This is a genomic window from uncultured Sphingomonas sp., from assembly GCF_937871615.1.
Taxonomy (GTDB): Bacteria; Pseudomonadota; Alphaproteobacteria; order Sphingomonadales; family Sphingomonadaceae; genus Sphingomonas.
This window is the reverse complement of sequence record NZ_CALMPA010000046.1, coordinates 43,338-62,420: the sequence shown is the minus strand read 5'-3', so window position 1 is coordinate 62,420 and position 19,083 is coordinate 43,338. Positions and strand designations below refer to the sequence as shown.

18 protein-coding genes are annotated in these 19,083 nt (G+C 65.1%); 15 read left to right on the top strand and 3 right to left on the bottom strand.

Annotation, left to right across the window (positions count from 1 at the left end):
- The first annotated feature begins 52 nt into the window (after positions 1–52).
- The 15 genes from Q0316_RS13160 to Q0316_RS13090 all read left to right on the top strand — a co-directional run bounded on the left by Q0316_RS13160 (position 53) and on the right by Q0316_RS13090 (position 17,257).
- Positions 53–619: a TraV family lipoprotein gene (locus Q0316_RS13160; RefSeq protein WP_298673939.1), complete on the top strand. Its 567-nt coding sequence runs from the start codon at positions 53–55 to the stop codon at positions 617–619.
- A 26-nt stretch (positions 620–645) separates the two neighbouring features.
- Positions 646–3,156 (top strand): TraC family protein, encoded by a 2,511-nt coding sequence (locus Q0316_RS13155; protein ID WP_298673937.1) that lies wholly within the window; start codon positions 646–648, stop codon positions 3,154–3,156.
- Positions 3,153–3,479, top strand: a complete 327-nt coding sequence (locus Q0316_RS13150) for a hypothetical protein (protein ID WP_298673222.1) — start codon at positions 3,153–3,155, stop codon at positions 3,477–3,479. The genes Q0316_RS13155 and Q0316_RS13150 overlap by 4 nt, the downstream gene beginning before the upstream one ends.
- The gene (locus Q0316_RS13145) at positions 3,476–3,874 is read left to right on the top strand and encodes a hypothetical protein (RefSeq protein ID WP_298673219.1); all 399 of its coding nucleotides are present in this window, start codon (positions 3,476–3,478) and stop codon (positions 3,872–3,874) included. Before Q0316_RS13150 ends, Q0316_RS13145 begins: the two co-directional genes overlap by 4 nt.
- On the top strand, positions 3,871–4,110 hold the full coding sequence (locus Q0316_RS13140; RefSeq protein WP_298673216.1) for a hypothetical protein: 240 nt from the start codon (positions 3,871–3,873) through the stop codon (positions 4,108–4,110). Before Q0316_RS13145 ends, Q0316_RS13140 begins: the two co-directional genes overlap by 4 nt.
- A 19-nt stretch (positions 4,111–4,129) precedes the next feature.
- Positions 4,130–4,741 (top strand): conjugal transfer protein TraW, encoded by a 612-nt coding sequence (locus Q0316_RS13135; RefSeq protein ID WP_298673213.1) that lies wholly within the window; start codon positions 4,130–4,132, stop codon positions 4,739–4,741.
- Positions 4,738–5,754 (top strand): TraU family protein, encoded by a 1,017-nt coding sequence (locus Q0316_RS13130; protein WP_298673210.1) that lies wholly within the window; start codon positions 4,738–4,740, stop codon positions 5,752–5,754. The genes Q0316_RS13135 and Q0316_RS13130 overlap by 4 nt, the downstream gene beginning before the upstream one ends.
- A 349-nt stretch (positions 5,755–6,103) precedes the next feature.
- Positions 6,104–8,014: a hypothetical protein gene (locus tag Q0316_RS13125; protein WP_298673934.1), complete on the top strand. Its 1,911-nt coding sequence runs from the start codon at positions 6,104–6,106 to the stop codon at positions 8,012–8,014.
- Complete coding sequence (gene traN / locus Q0316_RS13120; protein ID WP_298673207.1) at positions 8,014–9,120, top strand: conjugal transfer protein TraN; 1,107 nt, start codon at positions 8,014–8,016, stop codon at positions 9,118–9,120. Before Q0316_RS13125 ends, traN begins: the two co-directional genes overlap by 1 nt.
- On the top strand, positions 9,092–9,976 hold the full coding sequence (locus Q0316_RS13115; protein ID WP_298673205.1) for a type-F conjugative transfer system pilin assembly protein TrbC: 885 nt from the start codon (positions 9,092–9,094) through the stop codon (positions 9,974–9,976). Before traN ends, Q0316_RS13115 begins: the two co-directional genes overlap by 29 nt.
- On the top strand, positions 9,948–10,544 hold the full coding sequence (locus tag Q0316_RS13110; RefSeq protein WP_298673203.1) for a peptidase: 597 nt from the start codon (positions 9,948–9,950) through the stop codon (positions 10,542–10,544). Before Q0316_RS13115 ends, Q0316_RS13110 begins: the two co-directional genes overlap by 29 nt.
- A gap of 35 nt (positions 10,545–10,579) precedes the next feature.
- Positions 10,580–11,419, top strand: a complete 840-nt coding sequence (locus Q0316_RS13105; protein ID WP_298673931.1) for a conjugal transfer protein TraF — start codon at positions 10,580–10,582, stop codon at positions 11,417–11,419.
- Positions 11,416–12,003 (top strand): hypothetical protein, encoded by a 588-nt coding sequence (locus Q0316_RS13100; protein WP_298673200.1) that lies wholly within the window; start codon positions 11,416–11,418, stop codon positions 12,001–12,003. The genes Q0316_RS13105 and Q0316_RS13100 overlap by 4 nt, the downstream gene beginning before the upstream one ends.
- A 46-nt stretch (positions 12,004–12,049) precedes the next feature.
- Positions 12,050–13,471 (top strand): conjugal transfer protein TraH, encoded by a 1,422-nt coding sequence (locus tag Q0316_RS13095; protein WP_298673198.1) that lies wholly within the window; start codon positions 12,050–12,052, stop codon positions 13,469–13,471.
- A 15-nt stretch (positions 13,472–13,486) separates the two neighbouring features.
- Positions 13,487–17,257, top strand: coding sequence for a conjugal transfer protein TraG N-terminal domain-containing protein (locus tag Q0316_RS13090; RefSeq protein ID WP_298673195.1), 3,771 nt, complete (start codon positions 13,487–13,489; stop codon positions 17,255–17,257).
- Here the strand turns inward: Q0316_RS13090 and Q0316_RS13085 are convergent.
- The 3 genes from Q0316_RS13085 to Q0316_RS13075 form a co-directional block, all read right to left on the bottom strand.
- A complete protein-coding gene (locus tag Q0316_RS13085) occupies positions 17,254–17,709 on the bottom strand; it encodes a hypothetical protein (RefSeq protein WP_298673191.1) in 456 nt (151 codons plus the stop codon). The two genes, Q0316_RS13090 and Q0316_RS13085, sit on opposite strands and share 4 nt — an antisense overlap.
- 259 nt (positions 17,710–17,968) lie before the next feature.
- Positions 17,969–18,433 (bottom strand): lytic transglycosylase domain-containing protein, encoded by a 465-nt coding sequence (locus Q0316_RS13080; protein ID WP_298673928.1) that lies wholly within the window; start codon positions 18,431–18,433, stop codon positions 17,969–17,971.
- 68 nt (positions 18,434–18,501) lie between these two features.
- The gene (locus Q0316_RS13075; protein WP_298673189.1) at positions 18,502–19,083 is read right to left on the bottom strand and encodes a restriction endonuclease; all 582 of its coding nucleotides are present in this window, start codon (positions 19,081–19,083) and stop codon (positions 18,502–18,504) included.

Sequence of the window (19,083 nt, the reverse complement as noted above, 5' to 3'; positions counted from 1 at the left end):
GCTCGACTTTTTCAGGGGAAATCCGTCCATGACCATGAATGCCTGCCGGCGCATGCCACGCGCCGTCATTCTGGGGCTCGCGCTGCCGACCGTCGCGGCGCTGGGTGGCTGCGCCACCATCGGCTCGATCATGTCACCGTATAGCGAGAAGTTCTCGTGCAAGAACAGCGACCATGGTCAGTGCATCCACCCGGAGAAGGCCTATAGCGACGCCGTCGCCGGCGCGGCATCGCGATCCGACCCCGGCGTCACGCGCGACAAGGCGCTGTTGCGCAATGCGCCGAACCCTGCCGCCGGGGGCAATCGATCGGGACGCCAAACCTCTGGGTCAGCCTATGCCGGGTATCGGGAGAGCGTCTATCGCGAGCTCCAGGGGCTGATCGAGCAGCCGGCGACGCCGATGCTGAAACCGCCCCGGACGGTCCGCACGCTGATCCTGCCCTATGCGGACCAGCATCGCCCCGACCGGCTCTACATGCAGCGCTATGTCTTCTCGATCCTTGAACGGCCGCAATGGGTGGTCGGTGACTATCTCGTCGCGCCGCAAGCCTCCTCGGCCAATGTGCCGATCCTCGACCAGACGCGGGAACGCCCGGCCGACCGGGACGATCGCCCGTGAGCGCGCTCGTCGACCAGCGCGATGGAATGACGCTGGCGCGGCTGCGCCAGAGCGTCTCGCGCGACAGCTATTCGGATTTCCTCCCGCTCGTCGCATGGGTCGAGGAGGAGCAGGCGTTCCTGACGATCGACGATGGCTGGGGCTATGCCTGGGAGCTGGTGCCGTCCGCGTATATGTTCGCGCACGTCCATGAAGCACTGCTCGGACTGCTCAACATCCATTTCCCCGAAGGCACGGTTCTCCAGCTTCATAGCTTCGCGGACCCGGTGATCGATGATGCGCTTGACGCCTTCCTCGACCTGAAGACTCGTCCCGACCCGCTGATCCAGGCTTCGGCGAGGCGCACCGCCGACTATATGCGCGCCGGAACGGCGGGCCTGAAGGCGCTGCACGGCATTCCGGTTCGCGATTTCCGAACCTTCCTGTCGGTGAAGACCCGGCAGCCGATGGACAATGACCTCAAGCGCCAGATCGAGGAGCAGCTCGCGAAGCTCGGCATCCGCCGCCTCGAACCGGGCGAGGTCGTCTCCTTCTATCGCCGGATCTTCAATGGCGTCTTCGCACACGCGCCCGGCGTCTTCTCGCAGGGCCAGCACGATCGCGCGGTCCCGGTGCGCAAGCAGATCATCGACGCGGGGCCGGCGTTCGAATTTGCGGGGCCGGAGGTTTTTCTGGGCGAGCAGGTCGCCCGGTGCCTGACGCCGAAGTCGCCGCCGCGCCGGATCACCGCCGAGCGCGGCAATCGCCTGACCGGCGGGATACGCGGCAGCTCGGAGGACAGCGACCAGATCGGCGGGCCGTTCCTGTTCACGCTGAACGTTCTGTTCGACCATAGCGCGTTCGAAATCCACAAGCGGGCGCAGATCCTCTCGGCGCAAAAGGCGGCGGGCAGCTTTGCCGTCGAGGTCGGCAAGCAGATCGAGGAGATCGGGTGGGTTCTGGATGAGATCGGCAACAGCCGGTTCCTCTCCGTGACGCCGACCTTGTGGGTGTTCGGGGAGACCCGCGCCCAGGCCCGCGAGATGGCGGCGCGCGCGAAGCGGCTCTGGGAGAGCGAGCCCCTGCCATGGATGGTGCAGGAGGAAAGCTACCTCAATCCGATCCTTCTCGCCGCGAGCCTGCCGTTCGGCCTCTATCCCGATCGCCGCACGCTACGGATGCTCCAGCGCGACTTTCGGGTTCCCGCGCGCGCCGGCGTCCTGATGGCTCCGATCCAGACCGACTTCCGCGGTGGTGGCCGCCCTGCCCTGCTCTACACCGGCCGCAAGGGCCAGCTCATCACGCTCGACCTCTTCGACCCGCGCATCAACAACTACAATTTCATCGTCTCGGCCGAGAGCGGCGCGGGCAAGAGCTTCCTGCTCAACAACCTGTGCCAGCAATATTTCGCGCAGAACGCGCTCATCCGGATCATCGATATCGGCGGCTCCTACCGCAAGCTCTGCACGCTTTGCTCCGGGCGCTATATCGATCTCGGCGAAGAGCATCTCGTGCTCAATCCGTTCGACCTCGGGTTCGCGCTCGATGGCGACGATCGCGAATCCGCCATCTCGATGGCCGTCGCGATCGTGGCCGAGATGGCGAATGCCGCGAACCGCAAGGCCGTCACCACCTCGGAATGGAACCTGCTCAAATCGGCCGTGCAATGGGCGATCGAGAGCGGGCGCGGGGAAATGGGGATCGACGCCGTGCGCGAATGGCTCGGCGTCTATCCGGCGCACACGCGCTCCGACCTCGATCGGGTGGAGCATCTGATCCCGACCGCGCGCGAACTGGCCTTCAACCTGCGCGATTTCGGCTCGGCCGGCGCCTACGGCCATTATTTCAACGGCCCTTCCACCTTCGACATCTCGAGCGACGAATTCGTCGTGCTGGAACTCGAGCGCCTCAAGTCCATGCCCGACCTGTTCAATGTCGTCGTGATGGTCGTGGTCAACGCGGTGACGCAGGAGCTTTACCTCTCGGCCCGCGACCGCCCGCGCTTCGTGCTGTGCGACGAATCAGCGCAGTTCATGACCCGGAACGAAGGGCAGGACCTGTCCCGCCTCGCCGAAGCAATCAGTCAGGGCTATCGCCGCGCCCGCAAGTATCGCGGCAGCTTCGGCATCATTCTCCAGAGCATGAACGATCTGCTGCTGTTCGGCGGCACTGGTCAGGTCATTCTTGAAAATGCCGCGACGCGTTTCCTGTTACAGGGCTCGACCTACGACAAAGCGGTCGAGAACAAGATCCTCGATTATTCCGGGTTCGTCCTCGACCTGCTGAAATCGGTCCGCAACAACAAGCCGAACTATAGCGAGGTCTTCATCGACAGCCCGCTCGGGCTCGGCATCGCCCGGCTTGTCGTCGATCCGTTCAGCTACTGGATCAACACCTCCGCGCCCGAGGACGTCGCCGCATTCGACGCGCTGGTGCGCGCCGGACGATCGCCGCTCGAAGCAATCTGCGAGCTGGCCGGCGTCGATCCCGCCGAAATTCTCGGAGGCTCGGCCGCGGCCGATCCGGGACCCGCTCGCCAATGGAGTGCACAGTCATGATGCGCCGTCACTCATCCCCTCGCCAGTTGCCGCTACAGCTTTCGAACGACACGAACCTCGATCTTGCGCGGGCCTTCGAAGCGCGCGTGGCCCAACGCGCCGAAGCCGAAGCGATGCGCTGGCGCTTCCGGCTCGTTCTGATCGAGACCGCGATGATCTCCCTGCTCGTGCTCGCCTCCGGGTTCGCGCTCGGACAGCCCGCCGGGCTGGTGCTCCGCGGGGCGGCGATGGTCGGCGCCGGCTGCTTCCTGACCGGGCTGATGCTGATCGGCCTGACCTGGGCCACGAGCCGTCTCCTCGTAAAATTCGGGAGGAAGGGATGATCCACGACCTGCTGCATGCGGGCAACCACGACCGCCTCACCCATGTCGAGCGCAAGCCCGACGAAACACTTCACGACTATCTGGTCCGGTGCCAGTCGGAACTGACCGATCGGGTCATCCTGCTCGCGTCGGTTCGCGACGGCTACCTTGCGACGCTAGGACGCGAGCGCGGACGCTGGCGGCGCAGCGTCGCGGCGATCGCGCTCGCCGAAGCGGCAAGCTCCACGATGACCTGCATCGTGGTCGAACTTTGCGGCGCTCGCAGCGTCGTTCCCGCTCCTGTCATTGCCGGCGTGATCGGTATCGCCGCGCTGGCGGGTGGCGCGATCGCCTTCAGCATTGCGCCGGCCGCGGAGCGGCTGGTTCAGCGTATCCGGTTCCGGAGGCGCCAATGAACGGCATCTTCTCGCGCCAACCCTGCCAGTCGTCGATCCGCCTGCTGGTGGGCACGCATCTCCTCCTTCTCGTTCAGTCCACGCTCGTTCTTCGGGGGGCGCCAGATCTCGGGGCGAGCCAGATGGTCATCTGGCTGACGCTCGTTCCCGGCGTCTCGGCCTTCATCTGCGCCGTGCTGGGCGAGACTTCGCAGCCTGGATCCGATTACCACTGGAGACGCCGCAATGGCCGCTGATCGCGTATCTCCCGGTGCCATGCGGGGCTTTCTCGCCGCTACCGCTCTTGTCGCCGCATTTCCGGCGCACGCCGACACTTCGACGATCGGGCGGACCTGGCCGATCGCCGAGCCCGACGCGATGGCCGAGATCGAGGCGCGCGCCGCGCGTCAACCAGCGAACATCGCATCGCGGTTCGGTCCCCGGTCGAAATGGAGCGCGCTACGCGGCGCGACGCTCGGCGTCACGCAGCAGCAGCGCGTCCGCTCGGTCGTGCCATTCTACACGCTGGAGCAGGAAATCCGGCTGCCTGACGGGAAGATCCTCTATCCCAAGGGCTTCGCGTTCAATCCGCTCACCTATGTCTCGCTGCCGCAGCGGCTGTTCATCGTCCATCCCCGCGATCTGGGCTGGGCGACCCGGGCCGCCTCCGCGTCCGACTGGATCATCCTGACCGGCGGCGGCGATCCGGCCGACGACGCGCTGTCGCTGAGCGAGAAGTCCGGGCGTGCGCTGTTCATCCTCGAAGAGCGGATGAAGGAGCGCCTCGGCTTGACCGTTGCCCCGGTGATCGTCCGGCAGGTCGGGCAGCGTCTCGAACTGACGGAAATTCCTCCCGAGCCCGCCACGCCGCGAAAGACCAGGCCATGAAACGCGTTGCCTCATCCCTGCGCGCGGGCGCGGCGGCGCTTGCGCTCGCGGTCCTGTTGCCGGCCGCACCGGCCCATGCATCGAAATGCGAGGCCGGCACGATCTTCAACCCGATCACCAAGGTCCGCTGGAACTGCATCTTCCCGATCACGATCGGCGGCGTGCGGATCGGCAGCTTCGACAAGCTCGACAAGGAGCTGGACGCGCAATCCGCATCGAAGCCGCTGTGCGCCTGCCGCAAAGGCGCCACCTTCTGGTTCGGGGTCAAGGTCAGCTTCTGGTCGCCCAACCGCATGGTCGATGTCGTCACCGAACCGGGGTGCATGATGGCGCTCGGCGTCGACCTTCTTCCGACCGGCGGCAAGCTGCAGGGCAGTCAATCGTCTATTTCGGACGGCACCAACACGCGCAAGATGTTCGCGCAGGCGCACTATTATATCAGCCCGGTCTGGAAGATGCTGGACATGTTCACGGACCTGCCCTGCATCGAGGATGACGGGTTCGACGTCGCCATGATCACCGAGGTGCTGCCGACCTGGCAGTCGGGGACGCTGGGCGCGATCATCCAGCCCGAAGGAATCCTGTTCGGCAATCCCGCCGCTGGTCTCGCCTGCATGGCGGACAGTGCGGCGGCAGCGGCGGGCAAGGTCATCGATCCGCTGTTCTGGTGCATGGGCTCCTGGGGCGCGACCTATCCGGTCGCCGGCGACATCCATTTCGACGACAGCGTCGAAGCCTGGGCAGGGCTCGCCGCCCGTTCGACCTTCATGATGGGGCGATTGGGGGCTCTCACCATCAGCTCGTCCGACGGCTGTTCGTTCAAGCCCCAACCGATCTGGACCAAGAGCCGCTACAAGCTTCAGATCATGGAGCCCGTGAAGGGCGGCAAGTGCGTCAACATCGGCCGTCCCGGTGCGCTCTGGTCATCGGCCAAGCATGCACCGGGCCGAGACAATGCCCAGTTCATGTTGTTTGAAAAGGTGATCTGCTGCGCCGGGGTCTCGACGCCATGAGCAGGTCCCTCACCCCAAACCGCGCGCAAAGCCCTCAACCCTGCCGGTCCGTTCGCCATGCGGCCGAAGGGCGGTCGGTCGTGCGCGCGGCCGGGGCAGCGGCGGAGCCTCCCGCCGCCGCTGCCCTTCCCCCGGTCAGCGCGGTCGCGGTCCCCCTTCCGGGGCCTGCATCCGTCCCTATCGCCAGGCCTCCGGTCGTGGCCGCGCTGACCACCTTCGAACGACAGGCCGTCTTCTCGATACTGTCGCCCGGTTCCACCGCGTTCCGGGCGGGAGACGTATTCCGGTTCCGTTGCGGATCGCGCGGCGCGCGGGCGAGGCAGGCATGAAAGGCTTCCGCGTCTCCTTGATGGTCGTGTCCGCGCTCGTTCCCGCTTTGGCGACGGCGCAGACCGTTGAGGATCGCGCCCGCGCGGCCGCCGCCGCGTCGCGCGCGAAGACCTCGGACAGCGAAGCGCTCCAGCGAAACTATGTGACGCCGGGACTCGCGAGCGAGCCGATCGCGACGATCGACAGCAGCAAGAGCTTCAATCCCAACATCGCCTGCCAGAAGACTTCGACCTTGCTCGAACTGATCGCGCAGCCGGCGGCGAGCGGCGACATCGGCACGCTGCGGATCAGCCGCGACAAGGATCTGGATGGGACGGTCGACCAGACCCTCACGCTCCCCGCCCCGGTCTCCGGCATCTGCGTGAACGGCGTCATCGCCTGTCAGCCCGGAACGTGGAACCAGTGCCATCCCTATAAATGGGACGTTTCAGGCACCGGCGATCTCAAGCTCACGGAGGTCGGGCTCACCGACCTGGCCGGCTGCTATTGCATCAATAATAGCTGCGGCTCGAACCTCGTCTGGGGCAACATGGCCTCAGTCCTCAAGGATCTGGGCGGCGGCGTGATCGGCGCGCTCACCACCGCCGATCCTCGCATTGGCGTCGCGCAAGCGGTGATCGATGGACCGGTCATCCGCTATACCGGCGCGCAGAGCACTGCCTGTTCCAGCAACCCGACCCTTCCCCAATCCGCCTATCGCGCCAACCCGACCGCGATCCAGGGCGATGCGACGATCGCGGCTGCATCGAACAGCATCTTCCAGGCCCTCAAGGCCTCCCCCGCCGGTATAGGGAAAGCCGAACAGATCCGGTCGTGCGCGGTCACCCGCGACCTGTCGCTCAATGCGGTGAAGCCGGAGGATGTGATTGCTCGCGCGGCCGGCGGTTACGCGACCTATGTCTATGGTCCCGGCAGCATCGGCTTTGCGATGGGCTCGCCGACGGACAACAGCCTCAGCGGCGGCTCATGCAGCATCTTCGACTTCCGGATGACGTTGCATGTCAGCGATCCCGATCGCTTGCTGGACGTCCGCCTCGCAAGCTGGTTCGCCGACGATTGGGCCCAGGTTCGGATTGATGGCGAGCTAGTGGCGTCCGGCCCGCAACCATGGGCCGGCATGGCGCTCCCGCCAGGGAAATGCGAGCAGAAGGCGACCTTCCGCGCCAATCCGAACCTCGATCTCAAACCCTGGCTGACCAGGGGCGACCACGAAATCTGGATGCGTGTCGCCGTGGCAACCGGCGGCGAAGCCTATGCGCTGGTTCAGGCGAGCGTCGACACGAGCTGCAATCCGACCGAGACGATCGCCGATCTCTGCGCCGGCTATGCCGCCGATGCGAACTGTCGCCTCCAGGATGAGACCGTCGATGGCGTAGTGACCTTCCGCAGCGGCGTTGCCACGGGGCTGTCGCCGCTACCGCAGACGCGGCTGTTCGAGAACGGCGGCTGCTCGCTCAACCTCACCCGGCCGTGGTTCGAGAGGAAACGGCAATATCGCTGCGCGATCGACACGGGCGCTTTGCCCGAGCCGGACCTCAGCCGCGGGGCGTGGATCATCGATCACTCGACCGAGACCTTGCTGTCCGATCGCATCCGGACACCCGATGGCGGCGTTTCAACACCGAGCCGCCCCTTCAGCCTGCCCGATCGTGGTTCGGTCCCCGCCTGCGAGGCGATCTGCAAGACCCGCGCGCCCGCGGCAAACAGCGCGGTCGCGGTCAATGGGGTCGTCGGCGCGAAGCAGAATGTGCCGGTCGGCTATGACACCTTCTATCACGCCTGCACGGCCGACAACCATTGCCCATTGGGCGATGGCGAGGAACTGGTCTCGGCCTGCGGTTGCCTGGATGATTTCCCCGAAGCGGTCGTGATGATGCAGACCGTCCGGCTCGGCGGTGCGGATATGGTCTGCACCTCGGAGGCCCGCTGATGGTCCGCTCCCTCACCCATTCTCCGCGCCTGCGGAATCTCGCCTGGAGCGCGGCAACTGCGCTCGCGATCACCGCTGCGCCCGTCCACGCGCAGTCGCTCTGCGCGGCCGATCTCAACGGCAATGGTGACGCGAGCGACCCGGGCGAGACCGCCAGTTGCATGCTCGCCGCCGACGCGAGCTGGCTGTGCCCGATCCAGGCGGTCCCCTGCACGGGCGATGCGGTGGCGGGCTATGCCTGTCCGCTCGGCGCTAGCTACGCGTGCAAGACCCCCGCGACAGGCGGCGCGCCGACCTGTTCGCCGAACGCCTGCACCGACCCCGCCGTCGCGCCGATCGAGGATGAGCCCGTCGTCGACGATCCGGGCGTTCCCGCCGATGGCGCGGTTGACGAAACCGGCGCGTGCATCGGCAATGTCGAGATTTTCTCGGGCCGGGCGATGCGCTGCCGCCCGGCGGGCCTGCTCACCACCTTCTCCAATTGCTGCAAGGACAAGGGGAAGATCGTGAAGGATGGGATGGGCTCGTCGATCTCGTCGGTCGGCACCAAGATCGCCGTGGCGAAGGGCGTGCTCACCGGGATGAAGACGGCCTATACCGCGTTCAAGGCGGGAGCCACGGCAGGCCAGGCGGCGAATGCCGGCGCCGGCGCCTTCATCGCCGGCATCGATCCGACCTCGCTCGCGATCAGTCTCGCCATCAACTTCATGGTGGATTTCCTCCTGTCCGGTTGTGAACAGCAGGACATGGAAGTCGGCATGCTCAAGGGGTCGGGCATGTGCCACGAGGTTGGCAGCTACTGTTCGTCGAAGATCCTCGGCATCTGCGTGCAAAAGTCGAAAGGACAATGCTGCTTCAATACCAAACTCGGGAGGATCATCCAGGAGCAAGGCCGCCCGCAGCTCAAGTCATTCAATGGCGTCGGCTGGGGCACGCCAAAGAAGCCCTTTTGCCGGGGGTTCACCCCGGAAGAGTTCCAGGCGCTCGATTTCTCGAAAATGGACCTCTCCGAATATTATTCGGACATCGAGGTCCGCGCCCAATCCGACATCCAAATCGATATGAAGGACAAGGTCGATGCCTATATGCGGGTCATCAAACCATAAGCTGCGCGGCGCCATCGCGTTCGCTCTGCTCGCCGCCTCCGCTCCTGGCCTCCGCGCACAGGAGACGGGCGGCCAGCCCTCGAATGCGCGCGATCGCATCGAACGCGAAGGCGGCGCGGCGCTCGATCGGCTGAAGGCGGCAACGGCCGCGCGAAAGAGCGAAGCCGGCGCCTCTCGCCCCTCGCCCCTGCCCGAGCCGTCCCCGGAGATGCACCGGCGCGCATTTGATGGCTTACGCCGGCACGCGGCGGCGCCGGCGATGGACGCGCGCGCACGGCAGGCTGTCGAGAAGGGCCAGGAGGCTATAGCCGCCGAGCGCGAAGCGATGGCGCACCGGCTTGGGCAGGCGTTCGGACTGGAAGCGCCCGACATGCGAGCGGTCGCCGGCATCGCCGCGGCCCCTGCCGCGAAGGGATGGGTGCCGGTCCTGTTCGTATCTTCCTCCATGCCGGTGTCGACACTGCGGACCTATGCGGGGCAACTCGAACGGGTGAACGGGGTGCTCGCCTTCCGCGGCGTTCCGGGCGGCCTCACACGGATCGGACCGATGGCGAAGCTGTCGGCCGAAATGCTCCGCCTCGATCCCGGATGCGAGGGTCCTGCATGCGCGATGCGCAACGTGCACGTGATCGTCGATCCGCTGATCTTCCGCCAGCATGCTGTCACCCGCGTTCCCGCGTTGGCGATGGTGCCCGGCGATCCGACCCAGCCCTATTGCGAGCGCGAGGATGAGAGTCCGCGCGCTGCCCATGTCGTTTACGGCGACGCGGCGCTTTCCGGCCTGCTCGAAGAATATGCCCGCATCGGCGGGGGCAAGGAGGTGCGTGATGCTGAAGCTCGCCTTCAACGCCGCTAGGAACGGCTGGACCGGATTGAAGGACCTGCCGCTCAGGGCTGCGGTCGCGCTTGGCAGTTCCGGGCTCGGCCAGCCGCCACGACCGGATCAGCTTTGGAAAGCCTATGGCATCGTGTTGCCGATCGGCGTGCTGACGCTCTGGGCGATCCCGCAAGTGACCATCGTCATGAGCCCGTCGATCGATGCCCATCTGGTACGTCACGCGTCCGGCCCGATCCTGCGCGGCGATCTTGTCTCGTTCACCCTCTCGCACCCGCTCGCCGGCCCAAAGCCCGTCGACGTCACCAAATATGCGCTGTGCTTCCCCGGCGAGCGCATTTCGATGATCGAGAAGCCCTCGATGTCGCCCGGTAAATGGGACGGCTGGTATTTCTGCGAGGGTCGACTCCTGGGCGTCAGCAAGCCGTTCGGTCATAACGGCCAGCCGCTGGAGCATTGGCACCCGGCCAACGGCCGTATCCTCCCCGGTACGATCTATGTCGGGTCATCCCATGCGAGCGGGTTCGACAGCCGCTATTACGGCCCGGTCCCGATCGATCGCCTTTCGCGTATGGAGAAGGTGCTGTGAGCCGGCCGTGGGGCATCGCCTGCGTCGCCATTCTCATGATGGCGGCACCAGCCCATGCGCAAACCCCGGACGGCACGCGCACCGGCTATTGGTGGTATCAGGCGCCGCCACCGCCGGTGGAACAGGCGGATGCCGAGGACCGTCTGGAAAAACCGGTCATCCCGCCGATGAAGGAACTGGCGACGTGGACGCCGCCGAAGATCCGCAAGCTGATCGAGGCGCAACGCGATTATGCCGCGACCATGCTGACGGTGGATGCGGTCGCCGACTTCTGGCGCTTGCAGGACTTCGCGCGGCGAAAGGCGCGCGCCTTTGCCGGCGTCACGCAGATCGCCATGCTTCAGCATCCCGAGCTCAATTCGAAATCCGCCAACCCGATGGTCGGCGACGCGCGCGACCAGCTTGTTGCCTATAAGGACGATGTGCGGCGCCAATATTTGCGCACCCACGCGAACGAATTCGCGCTCGTCATGTTCTCGCGCTCGACCTGTGGGTATTGCCGCGTCCAATGGCCGATCGTCCAGCGTTTCCAGGACGAGATGGGCTGGCAGGTCACGATGATCGACCTCGATCGGAAACCCGAAATCGGCCAGCGCTTCGGCGTCGAGGTCACGCCGACCACGATGGTGATCCGCCGCAACAGCCAGCAGCGCATGGTCATCGCATCCGGGGTCGAAGCTTACCCCAATCTCGCGCAGTTGGCGTATCAGGCCGTGCGTCTCCTCGCGGGCGATATCAGGCCCGAGCAGTTCCTGACCGGCGCAGGCGAGGAGGACGGTTTCTTCGACGCGCTCGCCAACGGCCCGGTATCGGCCACCGACCCGCGGGTGATCGGCGGCGATATGGTCGATGTGCGCGTGGAACCAACGCCATGACGCGCCCGGCGATCTTCCTCCTGCTCCTTTCGGCTTCGGCCATTGCGTCTCCCCTCCGCGCCCAGACCGTGACGCGCGAACAGGCGATGCGCGCGGCAATCCATCCGGTCACGAGCGAAGCGGCGATGCGCGACTGGCTGGCACGCGTTCCCGTGACCAGGGACTGGCCGCCTGATTTCGGCCCAACGCTGACGGGATCGGCACCGGCATTGCTGGTCGAGATGAGCACTGCGTCAGGATGCCTTCCCTGTGCCGACCTTTGGTCGAAGCTCAATGCGCTTGGACGACGTTATGGGTGGCAGGTTCGGGTCATCTCATCGCAGGATGCGATGATTCGATCCGGCAGGCTGGGGCTGCCTTGGGTCGGCCATCCGGTAGCCTGGGTCCGCCCGAAATCGGACTCCAACAGGACCATTCCCGTCGCGATCGGCACGGACCACGCGCCCAATCTTGCCCGCAATCTCTATCTCGCCGCGAAGATGCTGGGAGGCGTCCGCGTCGATGTCGGGGTGCGGGGGCTATCGAAATTCACCGGGATCGTCGGGTTGACGGCGAGCCCAGCCACCAAGCCGAAGGGGCGCTGAGCATGGCGGTCGGTCCCCTTTCCCACTCGCACGAAGGAAATCCGCCATGCCGAACGTTCGCGCACGCCTGACGCTGTTCGCCGGAGCCGCCGCGCTCACCGCCTCCGCCTCGCCCGCGTCGGCGCAAAGCTGGGCGGAGACGTGGTTCGACAATGTGACCTACACCAACCCCGGCAGCTTCAACGACCAGACGCGGGGCTATTTGACGGCCGGCGGCATGACCGGCCGCGTCGACGTCCACAATGACTATCTGATGAGCGTCACGCTGCCCAAGGTTAAAGCGGGCTGCGGCGGGATCGACATGTTCCTCGGCGGCATGTCGTTCCTCGATCCGGACTATCTCGTCCAGAAGCTCGAAAGCATCCTTCAGGCAGCGCCAGCCGTCGCGTTTCAATACTTGTTGGAAACTTTAGACGAAAAAATGGGAAATATTATCAGCAAGATGGAGGCCGCGACCAATTTCCTGAACTCGATCCAGGTCAACGACTGCCGGCTCGCCAACCGCATGGTGCAGATCGCGAAGGGCGACGACAACATGTCTGGGATCATCGAGGAAATGACCGGCTACAAGTCGGTGAAGGAAGGCTTCGCCAAGAGCTATCAGCAGAGCCGGGAAAAGATTCAGGCGAACGCCAACAGCCCGACCGAGGATCTCAAGGACGCACTGGACAATTGCCCGCCCGAGGTGACGGAGATCTTCAAATCCGGATCCCTTCTTGCGCACGCGGCGGCGCGGGTCGGCGCGTCGGACTGGGCGGGCGTCATGCGTGCCCGTGTCGGCGACGTCTATATGCGCTGGGATCCGGCGGACAAGGTGCCGATCTTCTCTGCTATTCCCGCCTGCCCCCATCAGGATAGCGAGGGTATCGACGACTTCCTGACCGGGAGAGTGCAGACACGCGCGCTCAGCGTTCCTCCGACCTCGGCGGACTGCTCGGTGAACGGCTCCGGCAAGGGCGCGCTGGTGCTCGCAAGGTCGCGCATGGAAAGCATTGCCCTCAAGATCAGGACGCGCGCCGCGCTGACCCCCGAGGAACAGCAGTTCGTCGCCAACGTCAGGACGCTCCCGATCTACCGTCTGCTCGAATGGGGCATACGACAAGGCGTCGTCGACAGCGTGATCGCCGACACCGATGAACTCGTCGCGCTGACGCTCGCCTATCAGATGCTGAACGATCTCACGCGCAGCATCGATTTCACGCTGACCAATGCCGAGCGCGGGGTGACCGCCGCGGGCGCCGGCGATGCCGCCAACGCCAAGGTCTGTCAGACCCGGATCCTGACCAAGGGCATCGATCAGCTTCGCGATCTGCGGGACGAGGTGCTGCGCCAGCGTGCGCAGATGCGCCAGTCGTATATGGCCGCGCTCAACCAGGCCAATCTCTCCGCGACCTATGCCGGGGTCGTGCGCCAGCGCGATCGCGACGCGCGCGACGCCGCCGGCGCCGCCGCCAACAGCAACCGCTGATCGGGATCGACGCCCATGCCCCGGATTGTCCGCATCGCGCTCGCCGCGGTCGCCCTCGTCTTCGCCACGCCCGCGCTCGCCGTCGATGCGAGTTTCCACACCTATGACGGATTCGCTGAAACCGTCGATGCCTTTCGTCTGGTGGCGATGATCTTCCACGATCCGCGCTATGAGACGCTGGTGCTGATCGTCGCGGTGGCCGGAATCTCGCTCGGCGCGCTACTGGCGAGCGTCCGGGGATCGGGCATGGGCATCCTCGCGTTCGGGTTCCAGATGCTGGTGGGCATCGGCCTCTATGTCGGCCTCGTCGCCACGACGGGCACAGTCCACGTCTATGACCGGGTCCGCAATTCCTACCAAGCGGTCGGCAGCGTCCCCAACCTGATCGTGATCGTCGCGGGCATGACCAACATGATGGAGCGCGCGCTGGCCGAGGTGATCGACGACAATACCACCGATCCCAACGCCAAGCTGGAATTCGGGGCCGGCGGCCATAGTTTCGACCTGTTCCTCAACGCCGCCAGCCCGCACGGGCCGATGACCGACACCTTCCTCGATGCGACGATCAAGGATTACGTCCGCCAATGCTATCCCGTCGCGCGCGTGTCGCCGGCCTACGGCGTCGATGACGATCAGCTCTATCGTACGACGACCGATCTTCCCGACGCGTTCGCGGCCATGGCTGGCCCGGCTACCTTCAGCACCGTCTATACGCCGACCGACAAGGGCGGAACGACGATGACGTGCGCGCAGGCGTGGGAGCATATCTCGACAAGGCTTTCGGAGCCCGCGCTGTTCGACCATTATGTCTCGCAGGTCTGCACCCGCACCGGCTACGACGTCACCAACGCGGCCCAGCTTCAGCGTTGCCGCTCGAACCTCGGCGAAATGGGCCAGATGATGATGGGCACACCGCTGTCGCTCCAGCAGTTCATGACCAACGTGATGCTCGGCAACAGCGTCGGGGATGTGCTCTTCGAGGATAGCCCGGCGACCGCGGCGCGCGTCATGGCGAACCGCGCGGTGGTGTCCGGAGGCCTCGCCACCATGTCCACCGCCAATGAATGGATGCCGACGATACGCGCCACTGTGTTCGGCATCATGCTGTTCATGATGCCCATCGCGCTCATGTTCATACTGACGCCCATCAACCTGCGCGTCGCCAGCTTCGCGCTGGGTCTGTTCGTTTTCGTGGCTCTCTGGGGCGTGATCGACGCCGGAATCTATCAGCTCACCCTCGGCCGCGCGACCGATGTGCTCGCGGAGATGCGATCCAATAATCTCGGTGTGAACGCCTGGATGCTCGCGCCCTCGGCAGCGATGAAGGCGCTCGCGATCTTCGGTAGCTTCCGCACCGCCGCCGCCGGACTCGCCGGGGCGTTTGTGTTCACCGTATTCCGCTTCTCCGGCAACGTGTTCACCGCCTTCACCAGCGGCGCGCTGGGCGTTCAGGGACAGGGAACCGCCGCCGCCGCGCCGCTTGGGACACGCGAAGGCTATGCCGGCGCGCTGGAGGCGCAGGCCTCCGCCTCGGGCACGATGGCGCGTGCGCAGTCGTCCTCCACCTTCGGGGATTTTGGCGAGCGTTCGACCTTTAGCGCGGATCGGGCATTTGGCGCGGCAAGCCGCTATATCGGGGAGCACGGCGGCGGAGCAGCCGGAACGGCGGCATTCGGCCTTGGCGGGCTAGACGCGGCACGCGAACTCGGCGGACTTTCTCCCGCGCTGTCCGGCAGGAGCCTTTCCGATCCCGCCACGATCCGCGCCGTGAGGGACAATGCCGCGACCACCGCGATCCACAGTTTCGCCGAGAAGGATGCGCTCCGCGCGCTCGGCCATGACTATTTTGGTGAGGGTCAAACGGGCGAGAGGGCTTTTGCGGCGTTCGCGCAGCGCATGGTCCAGTGGCGGGCGTTCGGCGACCAGCGGGCCTATGACATGATGATGCAGGGTGCGAAGCGCCACTTCGAGCGCGCCGGCTACGACGGCTCCGACGCGGCGTTGAAGGCGTCGACGGTCATTGCGCAGGCGTCCGCTGATCCGACATTCGCCAAGCTCACCGCGAATGCCTTCGACCAGGAGCAGATGCTGCGGAACGACCTTACCGGCGCCCAGGTGCAGGTCGGTGCGATGGAAGGTCGGCGCGACTTCGCCGGTGATAACGTCGCGCGGATCGAGCGCGGCAACGTCGCCACCGAGCAAGCCCACCGTACCGGCAACAACGCCGGCGAGCGACAGGCCGCGGCCATGCTCGGCCTGCCGGTGCAGGAAACCGCCAAGCGGATCGGGTTCATCAACAACCTGTCCGGCGAGGCGCGATCGACGGCGATCTCCCAGCTCTCCCGTGCAATGGGACGAAACGAAGCACAGGTCCTGCGCGCGCTCGAAACCTACAACGCCGCGACGCAGGTCGGCACGGCGGATGGGGCCACGGCCGAGGCCGCCCGCGAAGGCACCAGCGTTTACGGCCGGACGCGCGAGGCGGCCGGGTACGATTTCGCCGAACGCTCCGGCAAACTCGGTGCGCAGCGCGAGGTCGGCCCCGATGGGACGCGCTCGTCGGCGCGGACCGGCGAACAACGTCGGCAGGCCGACAATGCGGGCTTTGCGGAAGGTGCGGCCGCGGCTGGTATGTCGGTGCGACAGGCAGCGCGCCTCGACAGCTTTATCCGGACGCTCTCGCAAGGAGCGGGGAACCAGACCGACATGGCCGAAGGCGGCGCTGCCGGCATTGCCGATCGCGCGCGCAACGATCGGCTGTCCAGGATCGTCGACAGCGAACGCCTCACGCGCATGCAGAAGCTCCTTCGCGACCATGGGGTGGATCTGTCGAAGCGAGACATCGCGACGGCGCAGAATGGCGATCTCAGCCTAAACCTCACGCCTGCGACGGCTGCACAGATGTGGAAAGGCGGACTGATCAACGAGAGCCAGCTAGGCGCGATCGCCAACGGCGGCCGCGCGCGATTCAGTTTCGCCAGCAACGATGTGCTGGTGTCCAGTTCCGTCGGCTATCAGCAATCCGCGCGGAACGACACGTCGACGCGGTTTGAGGCTGGGAAGCAGGCCGGCCCCGATACGGTCGAGCATTTCCTTGGTGGCGGTGCGGAGGGCCAGGCGATGATGCAGAACTGGCTGCGGGGCGGGTTCGAGATGGACAGGCACGGCAACTGGCGGCTGAAGCCTCAGGTCGCCGACACCCTTACGCGTGATGTCCAGGCGATTATCGCCCAGACTGGATGGCAACGAGGGATATCGCGTTCAGCGCAGGATCAAATTGCGATGGGAACCAAGGTTGGCGCCGATGTGGGCGGCGGGATTGGTACTTCCGAATCCGAGGTTTCCGGCGGCCGAGGACAAGGGGCCGGAAAGGGCAAAGACGCGAAGGCAACACTGACTCCCCAAAAAGTTCAGTCTACTTCATCCCGTCTTGGAGCGCACCTTGGCATCTCCAGCTCCGATATGGGTATTTCCAATGAGACGGCCCAGGCCAACCTCGATATCGTCAATTACAACGTGAGGGAAGCAATCGCGGCGGCCGAGCGCTCCGCTGCGCGCTCGGGGCGTCCCGAAGCGGCATTCACCCGCGAGTTGTCCAATCGTGTTCTCGGAACCGACGGCCTGAGAAATCAATATCTTGGTGATGCCGATACTGCTCGGGCAACCTCCGATATAACCGGCCCCCTAACCTCGATTGAGCAGCGATCAATCCTTGGAAGAGGCCGCTTCTCGACTGATTTGCCGAACAGCCCTGAGGACGGCGATAGCAGTTTCAAGAAGCGCTAGCGCTGCCCTACATGTTGGTGGCTCAGCGGATTGCCGACGTAGAGCGCGCCGGATTCGGGATCATATATGTCGGTTGCAGCGTCCAGAGATCGCGCGGCGACAATGTGCGATTCCTCAAGGTTCCGAACCTGATCGTCCGCCACCGCTCGGTTGCTTCGACTGATTGGCGTCGCCGGGAAAGACTTCAGCATCTCACGCGCCCAGCCAACCCCCAAAACCATAAGAGCGGTCACTGGGAAAAAGAGGACGTTGAGATATCCGCCGAAAGCGCTGCCATATAGATTACCGAGTAGATCAACGCGGGACGCGATCATCATCCCAAGCCACCAGATCGGAATAGCGGACCACCAGAGCTTCGCGTACCACGGCCGCCACAACCAGAAGGACGCCGCCCGGCGCACGGGCGCGGCGGGTGCGCTCATCGCAATGCTACTGTTGCTAATGCCCGACATTCCGAGATTTCCTTCGGAAGAAGGATAGCACGGATCAAGCTAAGAGAATAGCAAATTGGCGCGATATTTAGTCAAAATCAATCGATATCGACTTAATTACATCACCCTTGCCGGTCGCGACTGCCCGCCACTTCAGTAACACCAAGCAGGGATAGTTTCCTAAAAGCGGTCCATTGTTCGTTCTGCTGTTAGCGACCATCAATCGCTCTCGGTCCATGTCGCCTCACGGATAACCGTGCCCCAATATCCCAGGATTCCGCTATTCAGACGGCGTAGTTGGTTCTGCGCCGGCCCGACGCGCGAAGACATTGGGGCCAAAGGCGCGGCGCATATGTCCAGCGACTTTGGCCGCGTAGGCGCGCTGTCTCCAGCCGGTCGGGCTATGATAGATGCCGACGGCCTTCCAATAATCTCCGCTCGCCCGCAGCGCCGACAGGAATATCCAGCGCGCGGCGTCCGCATTGAAGCAGGCATCGTAGCGAAGCCAATAGCGGACCTGCTTTTCCGGGCGCCCCACCAATCTGGCGATGCGCGGCACCCATGAGCTGTTGATCTGAAGCGGCCCAAGATCATGAGTACCGTTCGTATTCGCTACCTCGGCCCCCAGCCAGCCAGCCTCCTGATAGCGCAAGCCCCATAGCGTCTTTTCCAGCCAATCGTGGCCTCGTGCAGCTTGCCGCACGCACGCGACGACCCTTGGATCTTCCGAATGGGCCTGGGTCATGGCGACCGCTGGTTGGACGGACGCCGCGATAGCGCCGATGGTTGCACTGGCGAGATACTGCCAATTCGTCATAGCGCCCGCCCCCTCGCCGCAGGCTGCTCGCCGCGCCGAGCCGGATACGGCGATGGGAGCGGACAATCCGTACCCGTCAACAACGCGAGAAGCGTGCGCCCTGAGATGATGGTGACGTACGGGGTGGCACCGATCGCCTCCCTGCTTAAATTCCCGGTCCGCCCAGTATGGATGAACAGGCCGGGACGCCGTTGCCGCGCGCACAATTCGCCGAATGCGCGGACGTGTTCAGGGCGAATGCTGTCCCTATAACGCTTGGCCTGGATCAGGAACCTGATGCCCTCGATCACAACTTCGCCGTCGACACCGCCATCGCCGGTATACCGGTGGTTACGCACGACGCGATGACCGCGCTGCTCGAACGCTTCCAGCAGAAGCTCCTCAAAGGCGAGCGGGTCCATGGCTCGAAGCCGGGCGTAGAGCAGGGTCGCCGGCTGATGGCGATCGCGGCCGCGCATCTGCGTGCACATCACCCGTGCCTGCCGCCGTCGCCAGCGGTGCTTTATCGGAACCCTGTAATGGCGCAGCAACCAGGCGAGCGTCGCGAGCCCGGCAAGGACAAGTATCACGATCGTCAT

Coding starts and splice junctions, on each gene's coding strand:
- Q0316_RS13160 (WP_298673939.1), top strand. CDS start 53: ATGCCACGCGCCGTCATTCTGGGGCTCGCGCTGCCGACCGTCGCGGCG.
- Q0316_RS13155 (WP_298673937.1), top strand. CDS start 646: ATGACGCTGGCGCGGCTGCGCCAGAGCGTCTCGCGCGACAGCTATTCG.
- Q0316_RS13150 (WP_298673222.1), top strand. CDS start 3,153: ATGATGCGCCGTCACTCATCCCCTCGCCAGTTGCCGCTACAGCTTTCG.
- Q0316_RS13145 (WP_298673219.1), top strand. CDS start 3,476: ATGATCCACGACCTGCTGCATGCGGGCAACCACGACCGCCTCACCCAT.
- Q0316_RS13140 (WP_298673216.1), top strand. CDS start 3,871: ATGAACGGCATCTTCTCGCGCCAACCCTGCCAGTCGTCGATCCGCCTG.
- Q0316_RS13135 (WP_298673213.1), top strand. CDS start 4,130: ATGCGGGGCTTTCTCGCCGCTACCGCTCTTGTCGCCGCATTTCCGGCG.
- Q0316_RS13130 (WP_298673210.1), top strand. CDS start 4,738: ATGAAACGCGTTGCCTCATCCCTGCGCGCGGGCGCGGCGGCGCTTGCG.
- Q0316_RS13125 (WP_298673934.1), top strand. CDS start 6,104: ATGGTCGTGTCCGCGCTCGTTCCCGCTTTGGCGACGGCGCAGACCGTT.
- traN (WP_298673207.1), top strand. CDS start 8,014: ATGGTCCGCTCCCTCACCCATTCTCCGCGCCTGCGGAATCTCGCCTGG.
- Q0316_RS13115 (WP_298673205.1), top strand. CDS start 9,092: ATGCCTATATGCGGGTCATCAAACCATAAGCTGCGCGGCGCCATCGCG.
- Q0316_RS13110 (WP_298673203.1), top strand. CDS start 9,948: ATGCTGAAGCTCGCCTTCAACGCCGCTAGGAACGGCTGGACCGGATTG.
- Q0316_RS13105 (WP_298673931.1), top strand. CDS start 10,580: ATGATGGCGGCACCAGCCCATGCGCAAACCCCGGACGGCACGCGCACC.
- Q0316_RS13100 (WP_298673200.1), top strand. CDS start 11,416: ATGACGCGCCCGGCGATCTTCCTCCTGCTCCTTTCGGCTTCGGCCATT.
- Q0316_RS13095 (WP_298673198.1), top strand. CDS start 12,050: ATGCCGAACGTTCGCGCACGCCTGACGCTGTTCGCCGGAGCCGCCGCG.
- Q0316_RS13090 (WP_298673195.1), top strand. CDS start 13,487: ATGCCCCGGATTGTCCGCATCGCGCTCGCCGCGGTCGCCCTCGTCTTC.
- Q0316_RS13085 (WP_298673191.1), bottom strand. CDS start 17,709: ATGTCGGGCATTAGCAACAGTAGCATTGCGATGAGCGCACCCGCCGCG.
- Q0316_RS13080 (WP_298673928.1), bottom strand. CDS start 18,433: ATGACCCAGGCCCATTCGGAAGATCCAAGGGTCGTCGCGTGCGTGCGG.
- Q0316_RS13075 (WP_298673189.1), bottom strand. CDS start 19,083: ATGACGATCGTGATACTTGTCCTTGCCGGGCTCGCGACGCTCGCCTGG.